The 21,472-nt window shown below is 70.2% G+C and carries 16 protein-coding genes; 5 read left to right on the forward strand and 11 right to left on the reverse strand.

Annotation, left to right across the window (positions count from 1 at the left end):
- The first annotated feature begins 131 nt into the window (after nucleotides 1–131).
- Nucleotides 132–1,055, forward strand: a complete 924-nt coding sequence (locus ACFWXQ_RS02690; protein WP_383942433.1) for a lytic polysaccharide monooxygenase — start codon at nucleotides 132–134, stop codon at nucleotides 1,053–1,055.
- 74 nt (nucleotides 1,056–1,129) lie between these two features.
- Nucleotides 1,130–2,044, forward strand: a complete 915-nt coding sequence (locus tag ACFWXQ_RS02695) for a squalene/phytoene synthase family protein (RefSeq protein WP_383942430.1) — start codon at nucleotides 1,130–1,132, stop codon at nucleotides 2,042–2,044.
- A gap of 31 nt (nucleotides 2,045–2,075) precedes the next feature.
- Here ACFWXQ_RS02695 and ACFWXQ_RS02700 read toward each other — a convergent pair whose 3' ends face one another.
- The 3 genes from ACFWXQ_RS02700 to ACFWXQ_RS02710 form a co-directional block, all read right to left on the reverse strand.
- Entirely contained in the window at nucleotides 2,076–2,816 is a 741-nt protein-coding gene (locus tag ACFWXQ_RS02700; RefSeq protein ID WP_383942427.1) for a hypothetical protein, read from the reverse strand.
- Between the two features lie 74 nt (nucleotides 2,817–2,890).
- Nucleotides 2,891–5,068 (reverse strand): ATP-binding protein, encoded by a 2,178-nt coding sequence (locus ACFWXQ_RS02705; RefSeq protein ID WP_386267359.1) that lies wholly within the window; start codon nucleotides 5,066–5,068, stop codon nucleotides 2,891–2,893.
- Between the two features lie 198 nt (nucleotides 5,069–5,266).
- Complete coding sequence (locus tag ACFWXQ_RS02710) at nucleotides 5,267–7,054, reverse strand: FAD-binding dehydrogenase (protein WP_383947209.1); 1,788 nt, start codon at nucleotides 7,052–7,054, stop codon at nucleotides 5,267–5,269.
- Nucleotides 7,055–7,339: 285 nt separating this feature from the next.
- Between ACFWXQ_RS02710 and ACFWXQ_RS02715 the strand changes: the two genes are divergently transcribed.
- Entirely contained in the window at nucleotides 7,340–7,732 is a 393-nt protein-coding gene (locus tag ACFWXQ_RS02715; RefSeq protein ID WP_383947206.1) for a DUF2255 family protein, read from the forward strand.
- Nucleotides 7,733–7,810: 78 nt separating this feature from the next.
- On the opposite strand, the gene ACFWXQ_RS02720 is transcribed toward ACFWXQ_RS02715, so the two are convergent.
- The 5 genes from ACFWXQ_RS02720 to ACFWXQ_RS02740 all read right to left on the reverse strand — a co-directional run bounded on the left by ACFWXQ_RS02720 (nucleotide 7,811) and on the right by ACFWXQ_RS02740 (nucleotide 15,696).
- Complete coding sequence (locus tag ACFWXQ_RS02720) at nucleotides 7,811–8,476, reverse strand: SDR family NAD(P)-dependent oxidoreductase (RefSeq protein WP_383947203.1); 666 nt, start codon at nucleotides 8,474–8,476, stop codon at nucleotides 7,811–7,813.
- The gene (locus tag ACFWXQ_RS02725) at nucleotides 8,473–9,036 is read right to left on the reverse strand and encodes an FABP family protein (RefSeq protein ID WP_383947200.1); all 564 of its coding nucleotides are present in this window, start codon (nucleotides 9,034–9,036) and stop codon (nucleotides 8,473–8,475) included. The genes ACFWXQ_RS02720 and ACFWXQ_RS02725 overlap by 4 nt, the downstream gene beginning before the upstream one ends.
- A 158-nt stretch (nucleotides 9,037–9,194) precedes the next feature.
- Nucleotides 9,195–10,679: a DUF1996 domain-containing protein gene (locus ACFWXQ_RS02730; RefSeq protein WP_383947197.1), complete on the reverse strand. Its 1,485-nt coding sequence runs from the start codon at nucleotides 10,677–10,679 to the stop codon at nucleotides 9,195–9,197.
- A 365-nt stretch (nucleotides 10,680–11,044) separates the two neighbouring features.
- A complete protein-coding gene (locus ACFWXQ_RS02735) occupies nucleotides 11,045–12,820 on the reverse strand; it encodes a ThuA domain-containing protein (RefSeq protein ID WP_383947194.1) in 1,776 nt (591 codons plus the stop codon).
- 17 nt (nucleotides 12,821–12,837) lie between these two features.
- Entirely contained in the window at nucleotides 12,838–15,696 is a 2,859-nt protein-coding gene (locus ACFWXQ_RS02740; RefSeq protein ID WP_383947192.1) for a PQQ-dependent sugar dehydrogenase, read from the reverse strand.
- 287 nt (nucleotides 15,697–15,983) lie between these two features.
- Here ACFWXQ_RS02740 and ACFWXQ_RS02745 point away from each other — a divergent pair, with 287 nt between their 5' ends.
- Nucleotides 15,984–16,946, forward strand: a complete 963-nt coding sequence (locus tag ACFWXQ_RS02745) for a threonine/serine dehydratase (RefSeq protein ID WP_383947189.1) — start codon at nucleotides 15,984–15,986, stop codon at nucleotides 16,944–16,946.
- 64 nt (nucleotides 16,947–17,010) lie between these two features.
- Here the strand turns inward: ACFWXQ_RS02745 and ACFWXQ_RS02750 are convergent, their stop codons facing one another.
- The 3 genes from ACFWXQ_RS02750 to ACFWXQ_RS02760 form a co-directional block, all read right to left on the reverse strand.
- The gene (locus ACFWXQ_RS02750) at nucleotides 17,011–17,955 is read right to left on the reverse strand and encodes a fumarylacetoacetate hydrolase family protein (protein ID WP_383947185.1); all 945 of its coding nucleotides are present in this window, start codon (nucleotides 17,953–17,955) and stop codon (nucleotides 17,011–17,013) included.
- Entirely contained in the window at nucleotides 17,952–19,580 is a 1,629-nt protein-coding gene (locus ACFWXQ_RS02755) for an MFS transporter (RefSeq protein WP_386267364.1), read from the reverse strand. The genes ACFWXQ_RS02750 and ACFWXQ_RS02755 overlap by 4 nt, the downstream gene beginning before the upstream one ends.
- A 77-nt stretch (nucleotides 19,581–19,657) precedes the next feature.
- Nucleotides 19,658–20,611 (reverse strand): MBL fold metallo-hydrolase, encoded by a 954-nt coding sequence (locus ACFWXQ_RS02760; RefSeq protein ID WP_383947181.1) that lies wholly within the window; start codon nucleotides 20,609–20,611, stop codon nucleotides 19,658–19,660.
- A gap of 137 nt (nucleotides 20,612–20,748) precedes the next feature.
- On the opposite strand from ACFWXQ_RS02760, the gene ACFWXQ_RS02765 reads away from it, so the two are divergent.
- On the forward strand, nucleotides 20,749–21,381 hold the full coding sequence (locus tag ACFWXQ_RS02765) for a TetR/AcrR family transcriptional regulator (protein WP_383947178.1): 633 nt from the start codon (nucleotides 20,749–20,751) through the stop codon (nucleotides 21,379–21,381).
- Nucleotides 21,382–21,472 lie beyond the last annotated feature (91 nt).

Consider the following 21,472-nt stretch of genomic DNA (forward strand, 5'->3'; position numbering starts at 1 on the left):
TTCCAGCGGGGCGTGCGCCGGGCGGCGCGTATTGATCGCCCGTACGGGGGGTGTTGAACGGGTGTCGTGTGATCCCCGTACTTGTGGGGCAACGGGTCCGACCCGTTCGCCGTGCTAGGAGGACCCGACCCATGACCGCACACCGCACCGCCGCCCTCCTCGGGACGGCTCCGCTCCTGCTCGCGGTGTGGGCCGCCGGGCCCGCCGCCGCGCACGGCGCGCCGACGGACCCCGTGAGCCGGGTGGTGGCCTGCTCCCCCGGCGGGCAGCAGTCGCAGTCGGCGGCGTGCCGGGCCGCCGTTTCCTCCGGCATCGCGGCCTTCGACAATCTGCGCCTCGCGGGCGTCAACGGCCGGGACCGCCAGGTCGTCCCCGACGGCAAGCTGTGCAGCGGGGGCATCGCCGCCTACCGGGGTCTGGACCTGGCCCGCGCCGACTGGCCGTCGACCAGGTTGACCGGCGGGGCGAACATGACGCTCACCTATCGGTCGACGATTCCGCACACGGGCTCGTTCAAGCTGTTCCTGACCAAGGAGGGCTACGACCCGACGAAGCCCCTGACCTGGTCCGACCTGCCGTCGCAGCCCTTCGCGACGGCCACCGACCCGGCGCTCGTGAACGGTGCCTACCGGATCAGGGCCAAGCTGCCGTCCGACCGCACCGGACGCCATCTGCTCTACACGATCTGGCAGAACACGAGCACGCCGGACACGTACTACTCGTGCTCGGACGTGGTCTTCCCCGCGGCGAAGCAGAACGCGGGGGCAGGCGAGGGCGGTACCGGCGCGTCCGAGCCGGAGAAGCCCGCGGCGACACCGACGAAGGCCGCCCCCACCAAGGCCGCGGCCACTCCCACGCCGTCGGCGTCCCCGGCCGATGCCACGAGCGCCCCGGTGGAACCGTCGGTCACCGTGACCGACGCGGCCGGCGAGGCGGCCTCCTCGTCCGGCTCGGGCGACGACAGCCAGTCCCTGGCCCTGCCTCTCGTGGCGGGCGGTGCGGCCGGCCTGTTGATCACGGCGGGCGCGGCGTTCACCCTGCGCCGCCGCCGGTGAGAGGTCCTGGAACCGTGACTGATAGCCTGCGCGTTCCTTAGTTATAAAAAGGAACCATCGCGTGGGAGACGTAAGTGCGGACCTGGCGGAGTTGTCTGGAATCGGCAGGAGCGCACCAGGGCGCTCTGCGTGACGACTACATGAAGGTCGCGCGGTTCATGCAGCGGCGCGAGCCCGCCGGCTATCTGGCGGTGCGGCTGCTGGTGCCCGCCTCCCATCAGCCCCATGTGCTGGCCGGGTACGCGTTCGCGTCGTTCACCGACGACGTCTGCGACCGGGGAACGGTCCAGGAACGCACACGGCACTACGACACCTGGGCCGAGCAGGTGCGTACGGCGCTGAGTACGGGAAACGCCACGCATCCCCTGCTGCGGGCGTTCCTGCACACCGCGGCGGAGCGTGAACTGCCGCGCCGCTGGGTCGACTCGTACCTGGAGGGCGCGCGGATCGACCTCGACTTCTCCGGGTTCGAGACCGAGGCCGACTACCAGCGGTATGTGGAGCAGCTCACCTGGCCGTTCCTGATGATCACGTCGGGGCTGGCCCATCTCGGGGGCGGGAGCGCCGAGTTCGCCGCCTCCTGCCGGCTGTTCGCCGACGCCGCCCAGCGCACGGACATCCTCACCGACCTGTCGGAGGACCTGCGCGGCGGGCGGCTGTATCTGCCCCTCAGCGATCTCGACCGGCACGGCATCACTCGCGCCGACCTCGAGAAGGGGCGCGACCTGCCCGGCGTCCGCGCGCTGGTCGCGGCCACCGTCGAGGCGGCGCGCGCCACGCTCCACGAGGCCACCGTGCTTCTGGAGCACTGCTCCGAGGAGCACCGGCGGCTGATGCGGTTCATCCTGGACCTGCATCACCAGCGACTGGCGTCGGTGACGGCCCGCGGTGCCTCGGTCGCCCGCCGTCCGGTACGTGACCGTCCGGTGGCGTGCCTTCGGCTGCTGGCCGGCCGTCCGGCACGGCGGCCGGTCCGCGCCACTGGATGAGGCGGCGAGCGCCTCTGTCGGTCCCGCCGGACTAGCCGCCGATACCCGTGTACGTGGTCCTGCCCCACTGGACGGTGCTGGTGACCGACAGCCCGTACGGCGTCAGGCGTTCGCTCAGCCGGAGCATGCGTGCCTGAAGGGCCCGGCGGCTCATCGGGGCCCGGGCCGTGCCCAGCAGCAGACACAGGTCGTGGCAGCACCACGGGCGTGCGGATGTCAGCAGGACGTCGAGGAGTATCCCCTGGGACAACTGCCGGGGCCGCAGGACCTGTTGCGGCAGGGCGCGCGGGTGGCGGTCCCGGGACGGGGCGGACGTGCCGAGCCAGCGGCGTTCGGCGGTCAGCCGGCCGGCGAGTTCGGGCGGGGGCATGTCACGGGGAAGCACATTGGCGGCCCCCGCCCGCAGCAGGTCGACGGCGTCGATGTGGCCGGGGGTCAGCACGACGACGGAGGAGAGGGCGCTGAGCACCTGCACGCGCTGCGCGAGATCGTCCGTCTCCGCTCCGTCCGGGACGTCCAGCAGACTCAGCGAATCCGGCTCCCGCAGCAGCGACCGGTAGGCCGCTCCGGAGCCCCACGGATGGAGGAGAGCAGGCAGCACCTGGTGGCTGCGCAGGGTGCGCAGGAGCCTGGCCGTCCCCTCGCGTCGTAAGGAGACGACGATGTCGACCGGATAGGCGGATGGCCGGCCGGTCGACGTGGGGTCGGCGGACGGGCGGGCGGGTTCCCCTGTCGACGGCGAAGCGGCCGAGTACGGATGTCGGATGGGCACGGCCGGGAATTCTCGGCGGGCCGGAGTCCCGGCAACAGCCGTATTCATGGTCGATGACTGCTCACCACTGTCCATCAACCCGGGACCGGGCCGTCGAGCGGCCGCCCGTCCCGCTGGTCCGCCGTCAGGTCCCGGCCGGCGGGCACCATCGGTTCTCCGCTCAGTTCATGACTCCACAGCACATCGCTGACGCGCTTCACGGCGGCCGTCAGATGCCGCCGATAGGTGCTGAAGGACATCCCGAGACGTCTGGCCACCGCCTCCTGGGTGGGCGCGGCCTTGCTGTAGGTGGTCGTGAGGACGCGGTGCCGTTTCTCCCCGCCGCGCTCCGCCGGCACGGTGTCGATGGCGCGCAGCAGGACGTCGTGGAGGCTCTGGCCGTGCGCCGCGACCAGGCGGCTGCGGCTGAGGGGGTTGGCCGCGAGCTCGTTGGGCCACCACAGCGCGCGCAGGGCGTCCCGTACGGCGGTGTCGAACTCCCGCCGGGACAGCACGACGTGGTCCGTGCCTTCCCGCGGAGACCCGCCCGGGGCGGAAGTCGCGACCGCACCGGCGGTGGCACCGGGATGTGTGCCGGTGCCGAGATGCGTGCCCGTGCCGACATCGAGGCCGGCGCCGGCCAGCAGGGCTTTGTTCTTCTCCACCATCCAGGCCAGGGCGGGCCGGGTACGCCAGTCGTGGGCGAACAGACGGTATCCGTGGTCGCCGACCACCGGTCCGGCGTCGGTCGGCAGCATGTCGCTGCGTTCGAGATAGTCGTCCCAGAAGCCGTCGTCCCGCATCACGACGAACGACCACGCGAGATCGTCGGACCGGACGATCTCCCCGATCACGCGCCACTGGACCAGGTTCATGGCGGCCGAAGGCCGCTGGTACGCCTGCGGGCTGACATGAAAACGCGCGACGGCCACGCGCTCCCCCGCCCGCAACGGCTCGGCCGTCCGCACATGGGCCCAGGCGGCGGCCACCACCGGATCGACGTCCTCCCCCTCCGGCTCGGCGAGTTGCAGCCAGGCGGAGAAGGCAACGATGTCATCGGTACCGGTCGACCGGTAGACGACGAACGCCTCGGGCTGCCGGTCCAGCCAGAACCGGGCGAGTGCGGCGGACTCGGGTCCCTCAGTCTCGTGGACCAGTTCCACCACGCGTTTCTCGTCGGCGGGAGTGCAGGGGAGTTCCCGCACCTGGCCGTAGGAGTCCCACTCGAAGGCCTGCGCGAGATGGCCGAGGGTCCGGTGCAGATACACCAGCGCCTGCATCGCCGGGAGCATCTGCGCGGCCGACGCCTCTCTGACGCGGCCGAGCAGATACTCGTACATCCGGCGGCGCAGGGCGGCGAATCCGTCCGGGTCGCGCCAGCGCAGGTCGGCTGCCAGCACCTCGCGCACCACGTCGTGCGGGAAGAGCCCGGCCGCGGTGGATTCGATGAAGGGCTGGGTGCGCAGCCAGGCGAACAGTTCGGGGGCGCGCTCGCCCATCATCGCCCGCAGGAGGGCTTCGGAGGTGACGTCGGCCTGGGCGCAGACCTCCAGCGCGGTGCGGTGTGCGGGGCTCGGCGGATCGCCGACGAGTCGCGGCAGCAGCGTCGCGATCACGCCCCGGCCGGGTGCCCAGTCGGCCGCCCTGGCCGTACCGTCCGCGTCCTGGCGCACGACGACCGCGGCGGCCAGGGACAGGGCCAGCGGATTGCCACCGGTGAAGGACAGCAGCGCGTGGTGTGCCCCGTCCGGGACGCCGCGTACCCGCAGGAAGGTGGCGGCGTCGCCCCGGGCCAGGTTCCGCAGCGGCACGACGTGCATCAGGTCGGCCCATCCCGGGTCGGCGACCCAGCGCGGATCGGGGGCCGAGCGCCCGGCGACCACCGCGACCGTGCCCAGCGGCAGCCGTGGCAGGAAGTGCTCCCACAACCAGTGCTCCAGGCCCTGGCAGTGCTCGAACGCGTCGACCAGGAGCACCGATCCGGGCTCGCCGATCGCCTTTCCCGCGGCCTGCTCGAAGTCGTCGGGCGTCGCCGGAACCGTACGGCCGTCGATCTCGACGACCAGCCGTCCCGCCTCCCGCGCTTCGAGGGCGAACCGCCTCAGCAGCGTGGACTTTCCGATTCCGCCGGGCCCGTGCAGATAGAGCACCGGCGAACCGTGGGGGTCCCCCGCCAGCGCGGACCGGAACATCGCCCGTTCCGCCGCCCGCCCGACGAACGCCCGGTCCCGCGCCGCGACCACGAGGTCGCCTAACGAGCCGCCGTCCCCCATACCCCTGAGCCCCTCATGAACCGAACCGAATCTCTCATGACCGATCACATTACGTCGTTCGGCTCAAGGGAGTTGAAGGGTTGGGGCGCGCGTCGCCATGACTTCGACCCGGGAGCGCCGGCGCGGGGTTGGTCTCCGCGCCGGCACCCACATTCGGCATCGCGTCGGCGCCACATCGGCGCCGCGTCTGCGTGAGTCTCAGGAGGCGGTCGCCGCTGCCGCCGCCCGTCCCGCCGTGCGGCCGGAGAACAGGCAGCCGCCGAGGAACGTGCCCTCCAGGGACCGGTATCCGTGGACGCCGCCTCCGCCGAAGCCCGACACCTCACCGGCCGCGTACAGACCGGGTACGGCTTCTCCGGCCGCGTTCAGGACGCGGCCGGAGAGGTCGGTCTGGAGGCCGCCGAGGGTCTTGCGGGTGAGGATGTTGAGGCGTACGGCGATCAGCGGCCCGGCGCTGCTGTCCATGATCTTGTGGGCGGCGGCCGTGCGGCTGAGGGTGTCCCCGGGGTAGGAGAGGGCGTTGCGGATGCCCATGACCTGGGCGTCCTTGGAGTAGGGGTTGTCCATCTCCCGGTCGCGTGCGTCGATCTGCCGCTGGAGGTCGTTCAGGTCGATCAGGCCGTCCCCGGTCAACTTGTTCATGCCGCGGACGAGTTCGGACAGGGTCGTGGCGACGACGAAGTCCACGCCGTTCTTCTTGAACTTCTCGATCGGCTCCGGGGTCTGCCAGATGCGCGAGAGGAGCATCCAGATGTTCTTCTCGGTGAGGTCCGGGTTCTGCTCGGAGCCGGAGAGCGCGAACTCCTTGGCGATGATCTTCTGGGTGGTCACGAACCAGGAGTAGTCGTACCCGGTGTCAGTGATCGACTTGAGCGTGTGGAGGGTGTCGTAGCCGGGCATGTCGGGTGCGCTGAAACGCTTGCCGGTGGCGTCGAACCACATGGACGACGGGCCCGGCAGGATGCGGATGCCGTGGCCCGGCCAGATCGGGTCGTAGTTCCTGAGGCCCTCGGTGTAGTGCCACATGCGGTCCGGGTTGACGATCCGGCCGCCCGCCTTCTCGGTGATCGCGAGCATCCGGCCGTCCACATGGGCCGGCACGCCGGTGATCATGGTCTTGGGCGGGGTGCCGAGCCGGGCCGGCCAGTTCTGGCGTACGAGATCGTAGTTGGCGCCGATGCCGCCGGAGGTGACGATCACGACCGGGGCGCGCAGCTCGAACTCGCCGACGACCGTACGGGAGCTGGGCTTGCCGCGGGCGGCGCTGCTCGGCTCCAGGATCGCGCCGCGTACGCCGGTGACCGCCCCGCCCGTGGTCACGAGCCCGTCGACGCGGTGCCGGAACTTGAAGGTCACCTTGTTGGCCTCGACCGCGGCCCGCACCTTCTTCTCGAACGGCTCGACGACCGCCGGTCCCGTGCCCCAGGTGACGTGGAAGCGGGGCACGGAGTTGCCGTGTCCGTCCGCGAGACCGCCGCCCCGCTCGGCCCAGCCGACGATCGGGAACCACTGCACGCCGAGGCCGGCGAGCCAGGAGCGTTTCTCACCGGAGGCGAAGTCCACGTATGCCTCGGCCCACTTGTACGCCCAGTGGTCCTGGCCCTTGGGGTCGGTGATGCCGCGGTCGAAGCCGGCCGTGCCCTGCCAGTCCTGCCAGGCCAGCTCCTGGGTGTCCTTGATGCCCATGAGTCTCTGCTCGTCGGAGTTGACGAGGAACAGACCGCCGAAGGACCAGAACGCCTGTCCGCCGAGGTTCGTCTCCGGTTCCTGGTCCAGGAGCAGTACCTTGCGGCCCGCCGCGGCAAGCTCCGCCGTGGCGACGAGCCCGGCGAGCCCGCCGCCGACGACGATCGCGTCCGCGTCCGACGACGAGGCGGCGAAGGCGGATCCGGCCGACTGGGCCAGGGCGGCGCCGGCGAGCGTGCCGCCCGCCACCGTCAGGGCACGGCGGCGCGTGATGGCAGCCGTGGCTGCTGAATTCTCCATGGGGGTGCCTTCCGGAGGAGGTGCGGAGGGGGCGGGAGACGCCAGAGATGCCGCTGCGGCGGCAAGGTGTTACCGACGGTAGCCCAAGTGATCGCACGCGCGCCAGAGTGGTGCAGTGTGAACTCCCCCTGTAGTCATGGAGGTTGGCCGTACCCGGCCGTCTCCCGCCGGCACGCCGTCGGCCCATTGAGCGCCGTGCTGTTGCCGGTGCCGATCGCGGCGGTGAGTCTGGTTCCCAGGCCGGCACCCCGGTAGCGACACCGGTAGCGACAAGGAGACCCGTCGATGACGACTTGGCCGAATGACGAACTCACCCGGATCGAGCACGCCGAGGAACTGCGCGTCGTCTCCCTGCGGCGCGACGGATCACCGGGCAGCTGGCGGACCATCTGGGTCGTCCGCGTCGGCGACGACATCTGCGTACGGTCCGTCAACGGGCCGACGGCCGCCTGGTACCGGGGCACCCGTGCCCGGCTGCAGGGGCGTATCCAGGCAGGTGGCGTGGACAAGGACGTGACCTTCGTCGATGCCGATCCCGCCCTCAACGACGAGGTCGACGCCGCCTACCGCGCCAAGTACGGCCACTACGCCGCGAACATCATCAAGGCCATCACCGGCCCCGAGGCGAACTCCACCACGATGCGGCTCGTCCCCCGCCCGGCGGAGTCCGCCGCCTAGGCCACGGAGTCCGCCGTCTGGGCCACAGAGTCCACCGCCCGGGCCGCGGAGTATGCCGCCCAGGTCACCGGCCGGCCGTCAGGAGTCGAGGTCGTCGGCATAGTGCCGGAACCCGTGCCGCTCCTGGTGGATCCCCCACAAGGTGTCCGCGAGCACGGCGGGGTCCTTCCTGTGGTGTCCGGCGATGATCGCGCCGGGGACGATCAGCTGCGCCACATGGATGCCCTCGCCGCCGAGCGCGTCGTGCAGCAGATGGCCGTACGCGCTCTCCGCGGCGAAGGCGATGGACGTACCGGCGCGGTCGGGGTGGGGGACGACCGCGGTGCCGCCGTTGACGAAGAGGACGGTGCCGCGGCCCAGGGCACGCATACCGGGGAGCACCTGCTGTACGGCGACGACGGGCCCGTAGACGGAGAACTCGACCGGGCCGGTGAGGTCGGCGTGGGTGGTTTCCAGGACCGGCAGCATGAAGTCCCGCTGCGGGACCGGGCTGTACTGAAGGACCTCGACCGGACCGAGAGTCGCGTTCACCGCGTCGAGGGCGGCCGCGAGTGCCTTCGGATCCCGTACGTCGGCTGCGAAGCCCCGGGCCGTGATGCCCTCGCGGCCCAGCTCGGCGGCGAAGGCGTTCGTCCGCTCGTGGTCGCGGGCGATGAGCGCGACGTCGAAGCCCTCGCTGCCGAAGCGCCGCGCGACGGCCGCGCCCAGTCCGGGTCCGGCTCCGATGATGGCGATGCTGGTCATGGTCTTCCTCGATCTCCGGGGGCGGTTCGGTGCAGCAGCGCCGAGAGGTGGTGCTGCAGGGGCTGGCCGACCGCTTCCAGGTCGTGGTCGAACGTGAGCGTGTCGTCGTCGGTCAGCGTGTAGCGGCGGCGGGTGGCGTCGACCTTCTTGGCCGTGGGGGCGAGAGCCACCTCATGGGTGGAGAGATCGACCGTCCTGTCCGCCGCACGGCCGACCAAGATCTCGGCGATGCCGGTCGGCTGGGTGATCAGTGCCTCCACCCGGCCGTCGGGCTGCAGCCGCCACCAGCCGCTCTCCCGGGCCGACGGACGCAGCGGAGCGTCATCGGCGTCCAGCAGCCAGGCCCTGGCCTCGTAACGCAGGAAGGGGCGGCCGTCATGACTGAAGGTCACCTCCTGCGCGTACGCGAAGTCCTCGGCGAGCGTGGGGTAACCGCCCCGACCCCGGCCGTGCCAGGAACCCAGGAGGCCGAGCACGGGTTCGAGCAGTGCGTGCGGCTTCGGCGCCTCGTCCGGCCGATGACCGTCGGGGTACGGGTGCTCGGGTGCGGGGTCGAACACGGTGTGCGCTCCTGGGGTCGGTGCCGGTTCCGGTGCCGACCGGAAGCCTAGGCCGTCGACCCGCTCGACGCCCTGAACGCGGCGGGGTGGGCGCCGTTCGCACGACGCCCACCCCTACCTACGACCTGCTTACCGCCGGCTGGACCAGCGGTTCGGACTCAGCTGCACCTGCGTCCGGAGTTGATGCACTGGACCATCTTGTTCTGCACCTTCGTGTCGAACACGTTGATGAAGTCGCCGTGGTCCGTGATCGGCTTGTGCGCCTGCTCCGGGAACCCGTCCAGGGAGAAGAACGGCCGGGTCTTCCCGTTGTCCTTCAGGCTGGGCGCGTCCACGTCGTACACGAGCCGCTGAACCAGCTGCGGAATGGCCTTGAAGCCGGCCGGGCAGTTGCCCTGGGCGTCGGCGAAGGCCACGTGCGTACGGTGGTTGGCGCTGTCGATGTTGGTGCCGTCCCAGCAGCTCTGGAACTTGAAGGTGCGCACCACGTCCCGGCCCGACGGGCAGAGGGGGTACTTGTCCTTCAGCTGCACCTTGCTCTCGAAGCCCGTGCAGCTCCAGGAGGCGTTGGCGTTGGCCGGGCCGTTCGTGAACGCCTTGGCGTCACCGGTGATGATGCGCAGGAGCTGCGGCATCGCCACGACCTTGCCGCGCGGGCTGCCCACGAAGTCCAGCGTGGCCTGCTTGGCGGTCAGGATGCGGCCGGTGTTGCCCTCGGCCCCACCGCCCAGCCGGTCGGCGTCGAACTCCTTGGTGCCGTCCTGCAGGCGCAGCACCGGCCAGTAGTAGGACGACTTGTCGCCCTTGTTCTTGCAGCTGGTGTTGGCCTTCAGGAAGTCCTGGTCGCTGGTGAAGGCGTCGTTGTCCTGGCTGCCGACGTAGTCGTGCACGTGGTGGGCGCCGTTGGTGACACCGGGCGCGACGATGACGTTGTCGCTGTTGTACAGCTTGTTGGCGTTCACCCCGCACTTGGTGACGAAGGTGCCCTTGGACGCCTTCGACGACTTGCGCGGCGCGCTCACGTTGGGCTTGACCTTGGTGATGTCCACGAAGTCGGCGGCGACGGGCCCGTTACCAGCGGCGGGCTGGCCGGCGGCCGGCTGACCGGAGGGCTGACCCGCAGCCGGCTGACCGGAGGCGGGCTGGCTGGGCTGACCGGCAGCGGGCTGGTTGCCCGTGGAGCGCAACGTACAGGGCGCCAGCGCCTCAAGGCCCTGCGGCTTGGTGCCCACACGGCCGATGGCGATGACGATCCGGTCGATCGTGGCCTTCCGCTTGTCCTTCAGCGGGTTCACGATCGCGTTCTGCGCGAAGTTGGCGTCCTGCTGAATCGCCTGCTGGGAGGTGGAGAGGCGCTGGTAGGCCTCCGACACCTGCTTGTCGAGCAGGGCAAGCTCCCTGTCGACCTGGGTTCGGGCCTTGGCGGGCACCGCCTTCAACTGCTGGCCGACGTCGGGGCAGTCGATCGTGGAGGATCCGGCCGCCAACGCCTGGTTCTGGGCCGTGCCCTTCGCTGCGCCGGTTTCATCGGCAGAGGCGTAGATGTTGGCCGCGACGAGTCCGCCGGCCCCCATGGCCAGTGCCGCCGCAGCGCCCACCACCCGAACGGTGGTCTTCGACTTCTTCCGCGTGTTGCGTCTCATCAGGCCTCTCTGAACATCCTCGGAACCGGCGGGACTTCCGGTGTGGGACAAGCTCTCCTTCGATACGGATGTGGCCACAGGATGTTCACTGGATTCTCAGATTCATAGTTTCCTCCACCCGCAATCCGGGCATAGGAACCCGACTCGGGCGCCGGAACGACCACTTTCTCCGCGAGGGATCCACGAACTTCACGCGTTCGCCGCCCGCGAAGGCGAGGTCACCAACCGGCAGAAACCCGACACAAGGGGCACGGTCCGGCCTCGTCAGCCGGCTCACAACGCCTTCGCCCCGCTCACACCGGTGAGCGGGGCGAAGTCATGGGGAAGACAGGTGGTTCACCGTGCCGTGCCGGTCGGTCGGTTCGTCAGGGCAGGGTCCATTTCTGGTTGGCGTTGGCGTGGCAGGTCCACAGGTGGACCGGAGTTCCGTCGTTCCAGGTGCCGCCCGAGGCGTCCAGGCACTTGCCCGACTGCGGATTGCGGACCGTGCCGTCGGACTGGGCCGCCCACGTCTGCGCGCCCGAACCGTTGCAGGTCCAGAGCTGAATCTTCGTACCGTCCGCGGAGCCACCCTCGGACACGTCCAGGCACTTGCCCAGAGCCCGCAGCGTGCCGTCACCGGAGACCGTCCACTTCTGGGCGGCGGATGTGTTGCACGTCCAGATCTGGACCTTGGTGCCGTCCGCCGTCTGGGCGTTGTCGATGTCCAGGCACTTGCCGTTCACGCCCTTCACCTCACCCGAGCGGGGGCCGGGCTCCTGGCCGCCGGCGCGCTTGACGCGGATGTTGCGGAAGGACACGTCGTCGCCGTCGCCATGGTTCTGGATGCCGATGTGCCCCTGCCGCAGGCTCCGTACGGGATCGGTGTTGGTGAAGTCGTTGATCTTCCGGCCGTTGAGGAAGATCTCCAACCGCTCGCCGGTGACCCGGAGTTCGTACGTGTTCCACTCCCCCGGCGGATTCAGCGCGGCGTCGCGTGCGGCGATGTCCGCCGACTTGAAGCCGTAGACGGATCCCGTCGTGCGGTCGGCGGCGTCGGTGGCGTCGATCTGGATCTCGTAGCCGTTGTTCACCGCCGTCCACGGGTCGTCGGAGGCCGGGAAGCCGATGAAGACACCGGAGTTGTCGTCCCCGGCCATCCTCCAGTCGAGCTTGAGGGAGTAGTCGCCGGTGAACTCCTGGGCGTTGTACCAGAACAGGCCCATCCCGCCCACGGAGGTGAGCGTGCCGTCCGCGAGGCTGAACTGCCCCGGACCGGCCTGCTTCCAGCCGCTCGTGGACGAGCCGTCGAACAGTGGTGTGTAGCCGGTCTCCGGGCGGCAGTCGGCGTCGGTCATTCCGGCGGCCCAGCGGATGCCGCCGAGGAGGTGGCGCCGGAAGTCGGGCGCGGCGTACGACTCCTCGGTGTGCCCGCCGCCGGTGTAGAAGGCCCGGCCGCCCTGATATTCCTTGCACCAGGCGATCGGGTGGTCGCCGGACATGTTCCCGCCGGAGTAGCTGGACTCGTCGAGCGAGGCCAGGACGCGGGCGGTGGTGCGCGGGTTGGTGCGGTAGTTGTACCACTCGTCGGTGCGCTGCCAGGTGCTGCCGAGATGGGCGGTTGCGTCGTGCGCCCTGTCCTCCACCTCGACCGTGGCGGACTGGATGGCCGGATGCGAGTGGAAGAGCGCGCCGGCCAGGCCCTCGTAGAAGGGCCAGTCGTACTCGGTGTCGGCGGCGGCGTGGATGCCGACGTATCCCCCGCCGCCCTGGATGTACTGCTCGAAGACCGTCTGCTGGGCGGCGTTCAGCACGTCGCCCGTCGTCGACAGGAAGACGACGGTCTTGTACTGCGCGAGGTTGCCGGTCGTGAAGGTTCCCGCGTCCTCGGTCGCGTCCACGGTGAAGTTGTTCGCGGTGCCCAGGCCGCGCAGGGCCGCGATGCCTTCGTCGATCGAGGAGTGACGGAAGCCCGCCGTCTTGGAGAAGACGAGGATCTTGTACGCCGGGTCGGCAGCCGCAGCCGCGAGTGGCCGTGCTTCAGCGGTCACGGAACCGGTGGCTGACTGGCCCACCGCTCCGGGCACCGCCGCGGCCTGCGGGGTCAGGCAGAGCGTGGCGCCCACGAACAGGCCGAGGGCCGCTTTCAGGTAAGTACGCATGGTCGGTCTCCTCCCTCCTACGGCAGGGTCCATTTCTGGTTGGCGTTGGCGTGGCAGGTCCACAGGTGGACCGCGGTTCCGTCGTTCCAGGTGCCACCGGAGGCGTCCAGGCACTTGCCGGACTGCGGATTGCGGACCGTGCCGTCGGACTGGGCCGCCCAGGTCTGCGCGCCCGAACCGTTGCAGGTCCAGAGCTGAATCTTCGTACCGTCCGCGGAGCCACCCTCGGACACGTCCAGGCACTTGCCCAGAGCCCGCAGCGTGCCGTCACCGGAGACCGTCCACTTCTGGGCGGCGGAGGTGTTGCACGTCCAGATCTGGACCTTGGTGCCGTCGGCCGTCTGGGCGTTGTCCACGTCCAGGCACTTGCCGTTGACGCCCTTCACCTCACCCGAGCGGGGGCTGCCGCCCGAGGTGGTGAAGGAGAACTCGTCCACGTCGAAGAGCGCGCCGCTGCCGCCCTTGAAGACGAGGTGGAGGGAGGTGGAGCCGGTGGGCTGGTTGCTGAGGCCGGCCGTCACGTCCTGGAAGGTCTCCCACCCGCCGGTCACCGGCACGGTCGCCGTGCCGAGCAGGGTGCCGGTCGTGGATCCTGCGCGGACCTCGATGGTGCCGCCGGCCCCCGCGGAGGAGACCCGGGCGGTGAACCGTGTCGCGTTGCCGAGGGCGTACGGCTGGAAGGAGATCCAGTCGCCGTTCTCGATGTTGCCGACGGTCTTCCCGCCGTGTGCGGGACCGTGGGAGATGACGTCGATGCCGGCGGAGGCGCCGTAGTGCTCGCCCTGCCGGTGGCTGGGCTGGACGACGTGCTGGTCGTGTGTGGTCAGCGCGGGCTGGCCGCCGGCGCCCTTGTCGGTGTACTCGGCGTCGATCACGCCGAAGATGTTGGCGTTGGGGTCGTGCTCGCCGTCCGCCAGGGTCTGGAGCGTGCCGCTGCATCCGGTGGTCGAGGTCTGCGGATGGCCGTGGCTGTCGTGTCCGACGATGAAGGTGACCTTCACCTTGGAGCAGTCGATCGTGCCGTCAGTGCTGTCTTCGGGATCGGTCACCGTCACCTTGAAGGGGATGGCGTCACCGAAGTCGTGGATGCTGCCGTCCAGGGGCAGGTCGAGCTTGACCGTGGGCGCGGTGTTCCCCACCGTGATCTGAACGGACGCCGTCGCGGACTTGCCGGTGGTGTCCGTGACCTTCAGCGTGGCCGTGTACTGGCCGTTGGCCGCGTAGGTGTGGGAGGGGTTGGCGGCGGTGGAGGTGCCGCCGTCCCCGAAGGTCCAGGCATGACTGAGGGCGTCGCCGTCCGGGTCGGTGCTGCCGGCCGAGGAGAACGCGACGGCCAGGGGCGCCTTGCCCGAGGTGACGTCGGCCTTCGCCTGTGCGGTCGGGGCGAGCCCGTCGACGGTGTGCTCGATGCGGTACAGGGCGGAGTTCTCGTCGCCGCTGAAGTAGCCGGTGCCGTAGTCGAGGACGTACAGGGCGCCGTCGGGGCCGAAGGCCATGTCCATCACCTGGGTGCCGCTCCAGGGGAAGGCGTTGATGGACTGCACGGTGCCGTCGGTGCCGGACTCGATGCGCTTGATCCAGCGGCGGCCGAACTCCCCGGCGAAGTAGTCGCCGTCGTACTCCTGCGGGAACTTCACCTCGGAGGCGGAGGCCGCGTCGTAGCGGTAGACCGGGCCGCCCATCGGGGACTCCGAGCCGTTGCCGAACTCCGGTACGGATCCGCCGTCGTACGGGATCCAGGCGGGCTGGACGGGAGGCAGCGCGGTGAGGCCCGTGTTGATCGGCGATTTGTTCGTGGGCGCCGAGCAGTTGAAGGCCGGCCCGGAGGCGCCGGTGGCGAAGTTGTAGTCGATGTAGGCGTCGTTGTCGCCGGTGCAGTACGGCCAGCCGTAGTTGCCGGCCTTGGTGATCCGGTTGAACTCCACCTGCCCGCCGGGGCCGCGCGTGGGGCTGGCGGTGCCTGCGTCGGGGCCGTAGTCGCCGAGGTGGACGATGCCGGTGGGCTTGTCGACGCTCATGCGGAAGGGGTTGCGGAAGCCCATCGCGTAGATCTCGGGACGGGTCTTCGCGGTGCCGGGCGCGAAGAGGTTGCCGCTCGGGATCGCGTACGACCCGTCGGCGTTGACCTTGATCCGCAGGACCTTGCCGCGCAGGTCGTTGGTGTTGGCCGAGGAACGCTGGGCGTCGAAGGCGGGGTTGCGGGTGGAGCGCTCGTCGATCGGGGTGTAGCTGTCGGAGGCGAACGGGTTGGTGTCGTCGCCGGTGGACAGGTACAGGTTTCCGGCCGCGTCGAAGTCGATGTCGCCGCCCACGTGGCAGCAGATGCCGCGGGAGGCCGGCACGTCGAGGATCTTCTTCTCGCTGCCGAGATCAAGGGTGCCGTCGGTCTTCAGCACGAACCGGGAGAGCCGGTTGACCCCGTCGAAGGGGGCGAAGTCGGAGGCCGTGCCGTCGGCCGGGGCGTCACCGGCCGGAGTGCTCAGCTTGGGGGCGTAGTAGAGGTAGATGGACCGGTTGGACGCGAAACCGGGGTCCACGGCGACGCCTTGCAGGCCTTCCTCGTCGTGGCTGTACACATCCAGCTTGCCCGCGACGGCGGTGGTCCCCGCGGCGTTCGTGAGCCGGATGGTGCCGTCACGGGAGGTGTGCAGGACCGAGCGGTCCGGCAGCACCGCGAGCGTCATGGGCTCGCCCGTCTCGGCCACGCCCTTGGCGAGGGTGACCTGTTGGTACTCGACGGCGGCCGCCTTGGGCCCGGGGGCCGGATCCGCCGGGCGGGCGGCAGCCTGGGGCATGGGCAGCAGGCAGCCGAAGGCGCAGGCCACGGCGGTCAGCAGGTAGCGGATACGTCTGTGTCTGAGCGGTTTGTTGCGCACAGAGGTCTCCCAAAGTGGGGTGGGATGACGACAGCCCTCGCCGGGCTGCCAAGCAGTGCACAGGCGCGCGCCGTCGCGCCGTCATGACCGGTTGCGGCTCTATGACCGGCTCATTTCAAGGAAGTTAGCGAGCTTTGTCGAGCTCCGTAACCCCTTTCACACATGATCTCGATACTTTTTCCACGTACGGGACAAAGGCCGGTGCGCCGACCGCGACACGCCAAGTCATGGGCGGTGTAAGGCTGTTGATCTCGGCTGTGAAAGCGCGGAGGGGTAGGTTGCTGGACATGCTCACGACGCGCCTCGATCTTGCCCGGATCCGCGCGGCCCGTCGGGATATCGACCCGGTCTTCCTGGACACTCCGCTGTACCAGTGCGACGCGTTGGGGCGTGAGCTCGGCTGCACGGTGAGTATCAAGCTGGAGACGGCGAACCCGGTGCGCAGTTTCAAGGCCCGCGGTACCGAGCTTGTCGCCGGCCAGCTGACCGGCCGGGGCGGTACAGCCGCGGTGTGCGCCAGTGCCGGGAACCTCGGGCAGGCGCTCGCCTGGTCCGGTCGCCGCCACGGCCTCGATGTGACGGTCGTGGCCTCACACAGGGCGCCCGCTGCCAAGCTCGATCGGATCCGCGCGCTGGGAGCGGAGTTGGAACTGGTCGACGGCGACTTCGAGATGGCCCGCGAACGGGCCGTGGATATCGCGCGACGGCGTGGCGTCCGGCTGGTCGAGGACAGCCTCGACATCGAGACCTGCGAGGGCGCGGCGACCATCGGCCTGGAACTGGCCGGCGGGGCGCCCTCCTTCGACGCGGTGCTGATCGCCCTGGGCGGCGGCGCGATGGCCACCGGAGTGGGATACGTCCTGAAGACCCTTTCGCCGGACGTCGAGGTGATCTGCGTGCAGCCCCTCGGCGCACCCGCGATGACCCGCTCCTGGCAGCAGCGCCGGGTGATCTCCACCGACTCGACCGACACCATCGCCGACGGCGTCGCCGGGCGGCACCCCATCCCCGCGGTCCTGGACGATCTCCTCACGGTGGCCGACGACGCCGTCCTGGTCCGCGAGGCGTCCATCGTCGCGGGCATGCGGATGCTCCTGGAGCGCGCGGGCCTGGTCGTCGAACCCTCGGCGGCCCTCGGCGTCGCGGCCGTCCTGGAGGACCGTGACCGCTTCGCCGGCCGCCACGTGGCCACCGTCATCTGCGGCAGCAACGTCGACCTGGACGCCTACCACCGCTGGGTCCGCACGTGAGCCCCCGAGTTGAGGTTCGGGAAGCTCTGGTCCCCGCCCGTTCCGGCCACCTGTCCGCGGGGTTTCACAGCCTGCGGCGCGCCGTGGCTATGGCCAAGGGGGCCACTCCCTCGACAACCGTGTTGCTGACGGTGCCCAGGCCCTGGGCCGTGATGGTGACGGTGTCGCCGGGATCCAAGGGCGGCGGTTCGAGTGCGCCGGCCCGGCCCCAGTGCTCGGCCAGGCAGCCTCCGTTGCCACAGGTGCCGGAGCCGAGGACGTCGCCGGGCCGGACCCAGGTGCCTCGCGAGGCGTAGGCGACCATTTCCTCGAAAGTCCACGCCATGTTGGCGAGGGTGTCCTGACCGATGGTCACGCCGTTCACGTCGACGGTCAGTTCGAGGTCCAGGAAGCCTTCCGGGTCGCGGCGCTGACCGAGTTCGTCGGCGGTGACCAGCCAGGGGCCGAGGGTGGTGGCGGTGTCCTTGGCCTTGGCCGGGCCGAGTTTGACCTTCATCTCCGGGCCCTGCAGATCGCGGGCGGACCAGTCGTTGAGGATCGTGTAGCCGATGATGTGCTCCCGGGCCTGCTCGGGAGTCAGATCCCGCCCGGCTCGTCCGATGACAGCGGCGACTTCCAGTTCGAAGTCGAAGCGCCGGCAGCCCGGCGGAACGGGGACGTCGTCGTGGGCGCCGATCATCGCGTACGGGTTGCTGAAGTAGAACGCCGGTTGGGCGTACCACTCTTCAGGGACGGTGTCGCCGAATCCCTGGGCGACCGCGGCCACATGCCCTTCGAACGTCATGAAATCCCGTACGGTCGGCGGCTGCAGTGGCGGCAGCAGCCGGATCTCGCCGAGCGCGAGGGGCCGTGACCCGGTGAGGGCCCGTTCGCCTGCGGCCCGCAGTCCGCTCTCGCCTGCCTGGATGAGCTCCAACAGGCCGATGCCAGGGGCGAAGGGGTGGATCCGGTCGTCGGTCACGACTCCCGACTTCTGCCGTCCCTCGTGGAGGAAGGTCGCGTACTTCACGGCAGGATCCCTTCTGGCGCGGCTATCTGTCCTTCGGGCTTCTGACCGGCATCGCGGCCACGGGTCCTGACTCCCAGGAAGACAGCGGCGATCGCGGCGGCGACCACGCAGGCGACGGCGGTCAGGACGAGTCCCGCGTTGTAGCCGTCGGCCAGCGCCCGTTCGGTGAACGGGGAGAGTTTGGCGCTGAGCGGGCCGAGTTCGGCGGTGTGCAGGGCGATGGGTCCACCCGCTTCGAGGACGGCGGTGGCGGTTCCGTGTTCGGCCGGCGTGAGTCCCGCATCGGCGAGACCGTCCGTCAGCCGGCTGGTCGCCAGGCCCAGGGCGACCGCACCGACAATGGCCGGACCGAGGGTCTGGCCGAGGTCGCGGACCAGGCTGGTGGTGGCGCCGGCCATGCCGGTGAGACTGGGCGGTACGACGTTGACGGCGGCCGCGGTGATGGCCGCGACGACCAGTCCGAAGCCGACGCCGTTGAGAACCAGCGGCCCGAGCAGGGGCACCAGGCCGGTCTCGTGGATCGGCACCTGCCTCAGCCACAACTGGGCGACGGCCAACGACATGAAGCCGGTGACGAGCATCGGACCGGGGCCGACTCCGTGCAGCAGCCGGACCAGCAGCGGCCAGATGAAGGGTGTGATGCCCTGGATCACCAGGAAGGGAACCGCGGACTGCAACGGGCTCTGGTGCTGGATCACGCCCAGCCGGATGCTCAGGTCGTACGCGCCTCCCAGGAAGCCGAACATCCCGATGACCGCCATCGCGGCCGAGGCGGCGAAGGCCGGGATACGGAACATCTCCAGGCGCAGCATCGGCGAGGCACTGCTGTTCTCCACGCGGATGAAGGCCGCCAGCAGAACCGCGGCGGCGACGAGGGAGAGGACGACGGGCGCCGACCCCCAGCCGTCCGAGGGGCCCTGGATGATGCCGTACAGCAGGGCCAGCAGTGCCAGGCCGATGGTGATCTGCCCCGGCCAGTCCAGCGAGCGGCCTTCCGGTGCACTGGACTCGCCGGTCAGCAGCCAGGCCGCTGCCGCCGCCCCGAGCGCGAGCAGCCCGGTGGCGGCGAACGCCCAGCGGAAGGAGGTGTGTTCGACGACAGCGCCGGAGAGCAGCGGGGCGATGAGCGCGCCGAGCGACAGGGCTGTGGTCCACGAGGCAAGGGCGCGGGCCCGGGCGGCGGGCGTCGGTGTGCTCGCGGTGATCACGGCGAGTGAGGCGGGGAAGAGGGCGGCGGCGCCGATGCCGGAGAGGGCCTGGCCGGTGATCAGCTGGGCCGCGGAGTCGGAGGTCGCGGAGACCGCGTAGCCGACGGCGGCCAGCAGTGCGCCACCCACCAACAGCTTCTTGCGTCCGTACAGGTCGCCGAGAACGCCGAAGGTCAGCGCGAGCACGGCGGCCGGAACCAGGAACGCGTCGCTGATCCACGTCAGTTCCGCGCCGGATGTCTGCAGGGAGCGCTGGATGACGCCGTTGATCGCGGCGGGCAGCACCAGTCCGATCTGGGCCAGGCACACGGCGAGGCAGCCGGCGATGATCGTGCCGGTGTGACGTGCCGGCGGGCCGTCGGCCGACGGCCCGTCGGCCGGCGCGGTGGGTGGTTCGTGGGCGGGTCCGGAGACCATGTCTCCTCCTCAGGCTGGTCCGGGGAATGACCGGTGGGTGGTCCGGGAAACGACCGGTGGATCGAAGGGCCCAGGCTTCAGAAACCGGGGTGGGGACAGGCGAGTGCGAGTTCGGCCATGCGGCCGAACAGGCCGGGTCCGTCGAGCGGGGGCAGGGAGGGGTCGAGTTCCCGGTAGACGGTGTGCACGTTGACGGCGAGGCGTTCGCTCTCGTCCAGCCCGGCGAATCGCCCGAGGCGGATGTCGCGTGCGGCGTCCATGGCGGGCAGTCCGGCGGTGAACCGGGTGGTGGCCTGCTCGTGGACGAATTCGAGGTAGTCGCGGATGTCCCGGACGGCCTTCTTGGTGGTGACCGGTCCGTGCCCGGGCACGATGGTGTCGGCGTCGAGACCGAGGAGCAGATCGCAGGCGGCGAGCCAGTTGGCGAACGGACCGTGCCACACGACGGGCGCGGCGCCGGCGAACACGATGTCGCCGGTGTAGACGACCCCCGCCCGCGGCACATGGACGATGGTGTCGCCACAGCTGTGCGCGGGGCCCACGTCGACCAGCCGGACCTCCGTGCCGCCGACGTCCAGCACCAGTTCGCCGTCGAAGACCCGGCCGGGCAGGACGGGCTCGATGTCCGTGTGGTCGAAGGCGCCGAAGATCCTCCGGGCGAACCGCCCGGTGAGTCCCTGGGCGGCCGCCAGTTGCCGCATCTCGGACGGGCCCACCTGCCGCATGTCGGCCAGTGATCCGCGGGCCGCGATGATCTCGGCCCGAGCCACGAGCTGATTGCCGAACCAGTGATCGCCGTTGCCGTGGGTGTTGACCACGGTCGAGATGGGGGCGGCGGCGGTCACCGGAGCCAGCGCGTCGAGCATCGCGCGGGTCAGCCGCAGGTCGTAGAGGGTGTCGACCAGCAGGGACTCGCCCCGGCCGACGACCAGCCCGGCATTGCTCATGCCCCAGCCACGCCGGTCCGGGAGCCACACATGACAGCCGCCGCCGACGTCCACACGGCCCGCCCCGGGAAGTACGGAAGCCACGCTGCCTCCTTTCCACGCCCCGCTACATTGCGAGATTGGAATCCATTGATGGACTTGAGTCCATCGATGGGTGGGAATCTAGAGTCCATGCGCGGATACGGTCAAGAGGCGTGCAGCGCTGTGCTGTACTGGCAGCCATGAAGATCCCGGACGCAGGAGCCGTCCCCGCGAGCGAGACACCGGCCCCCGGGCGCCGGGAGCGGAAGCGCCGCCAGGTACGTGATCAGCTGTACGAAGCGGCGGTCGGGCTGTTCGTCACCCAGGGGTTCGAGGCGACGTCCATGGACGAGATCGCCGACACCGCCGACGTCGCCCGGGCCACCGTCTTCAACCACTACTCGCAGAAGGTCGGCTTCCTGGAGGAGTGGGGCGTCCGTCGCCGGGCGTCGGTCGCGGCGATCCTCGGCCAGGAGCACGCGGAGGTCCTGCCGGTCGGTGAGCGGCTCAGGCGCTACCTGCGGGAGATGGCCGAACTGAACGTCGCCTCCCGCGAGGAGACCACGGTCCTCATGAGCGCCTCCGCACGGTTCGGCCGGCTGTTCCAGGATCCGTCACTGGAAATCGAACTCACGAAGATCGTCGAAGAGGGCAAGCAGCGCGGCGAGATCCGGCCCGAGGTCGATTCCGACCAGGCGGGCGCCCTGCTCGCGGCCTGCTACTTCACCACCGTGCTGCGCTGGATCAGGGAGGAGCCGCCACCCTTCGACCTGCCCGACAGCCTCGACGCGGCACTCGACATCGTCCTCACGGGCATCCTCACGCCCTCGTGAACAATCGCGCCGGAAGCCGTGGGCGCCGGAGGCGACGATGATCCGACCGCGTCGATGTCGGCGACATGCCCAGTGTCACCGGCCCACCGGG

The sequence above is a fragment of the Streptomyces sp. NPDC058697 genome, from assembly GCF_042715345.1.
Taxonomy (GTDB): domain Bacteria; phylum Actinomycetota; class Actinomycetes; order Streptomycetales; family Streptomycetaceae; genus Streptomyces; species Streptomyces liliifuscus.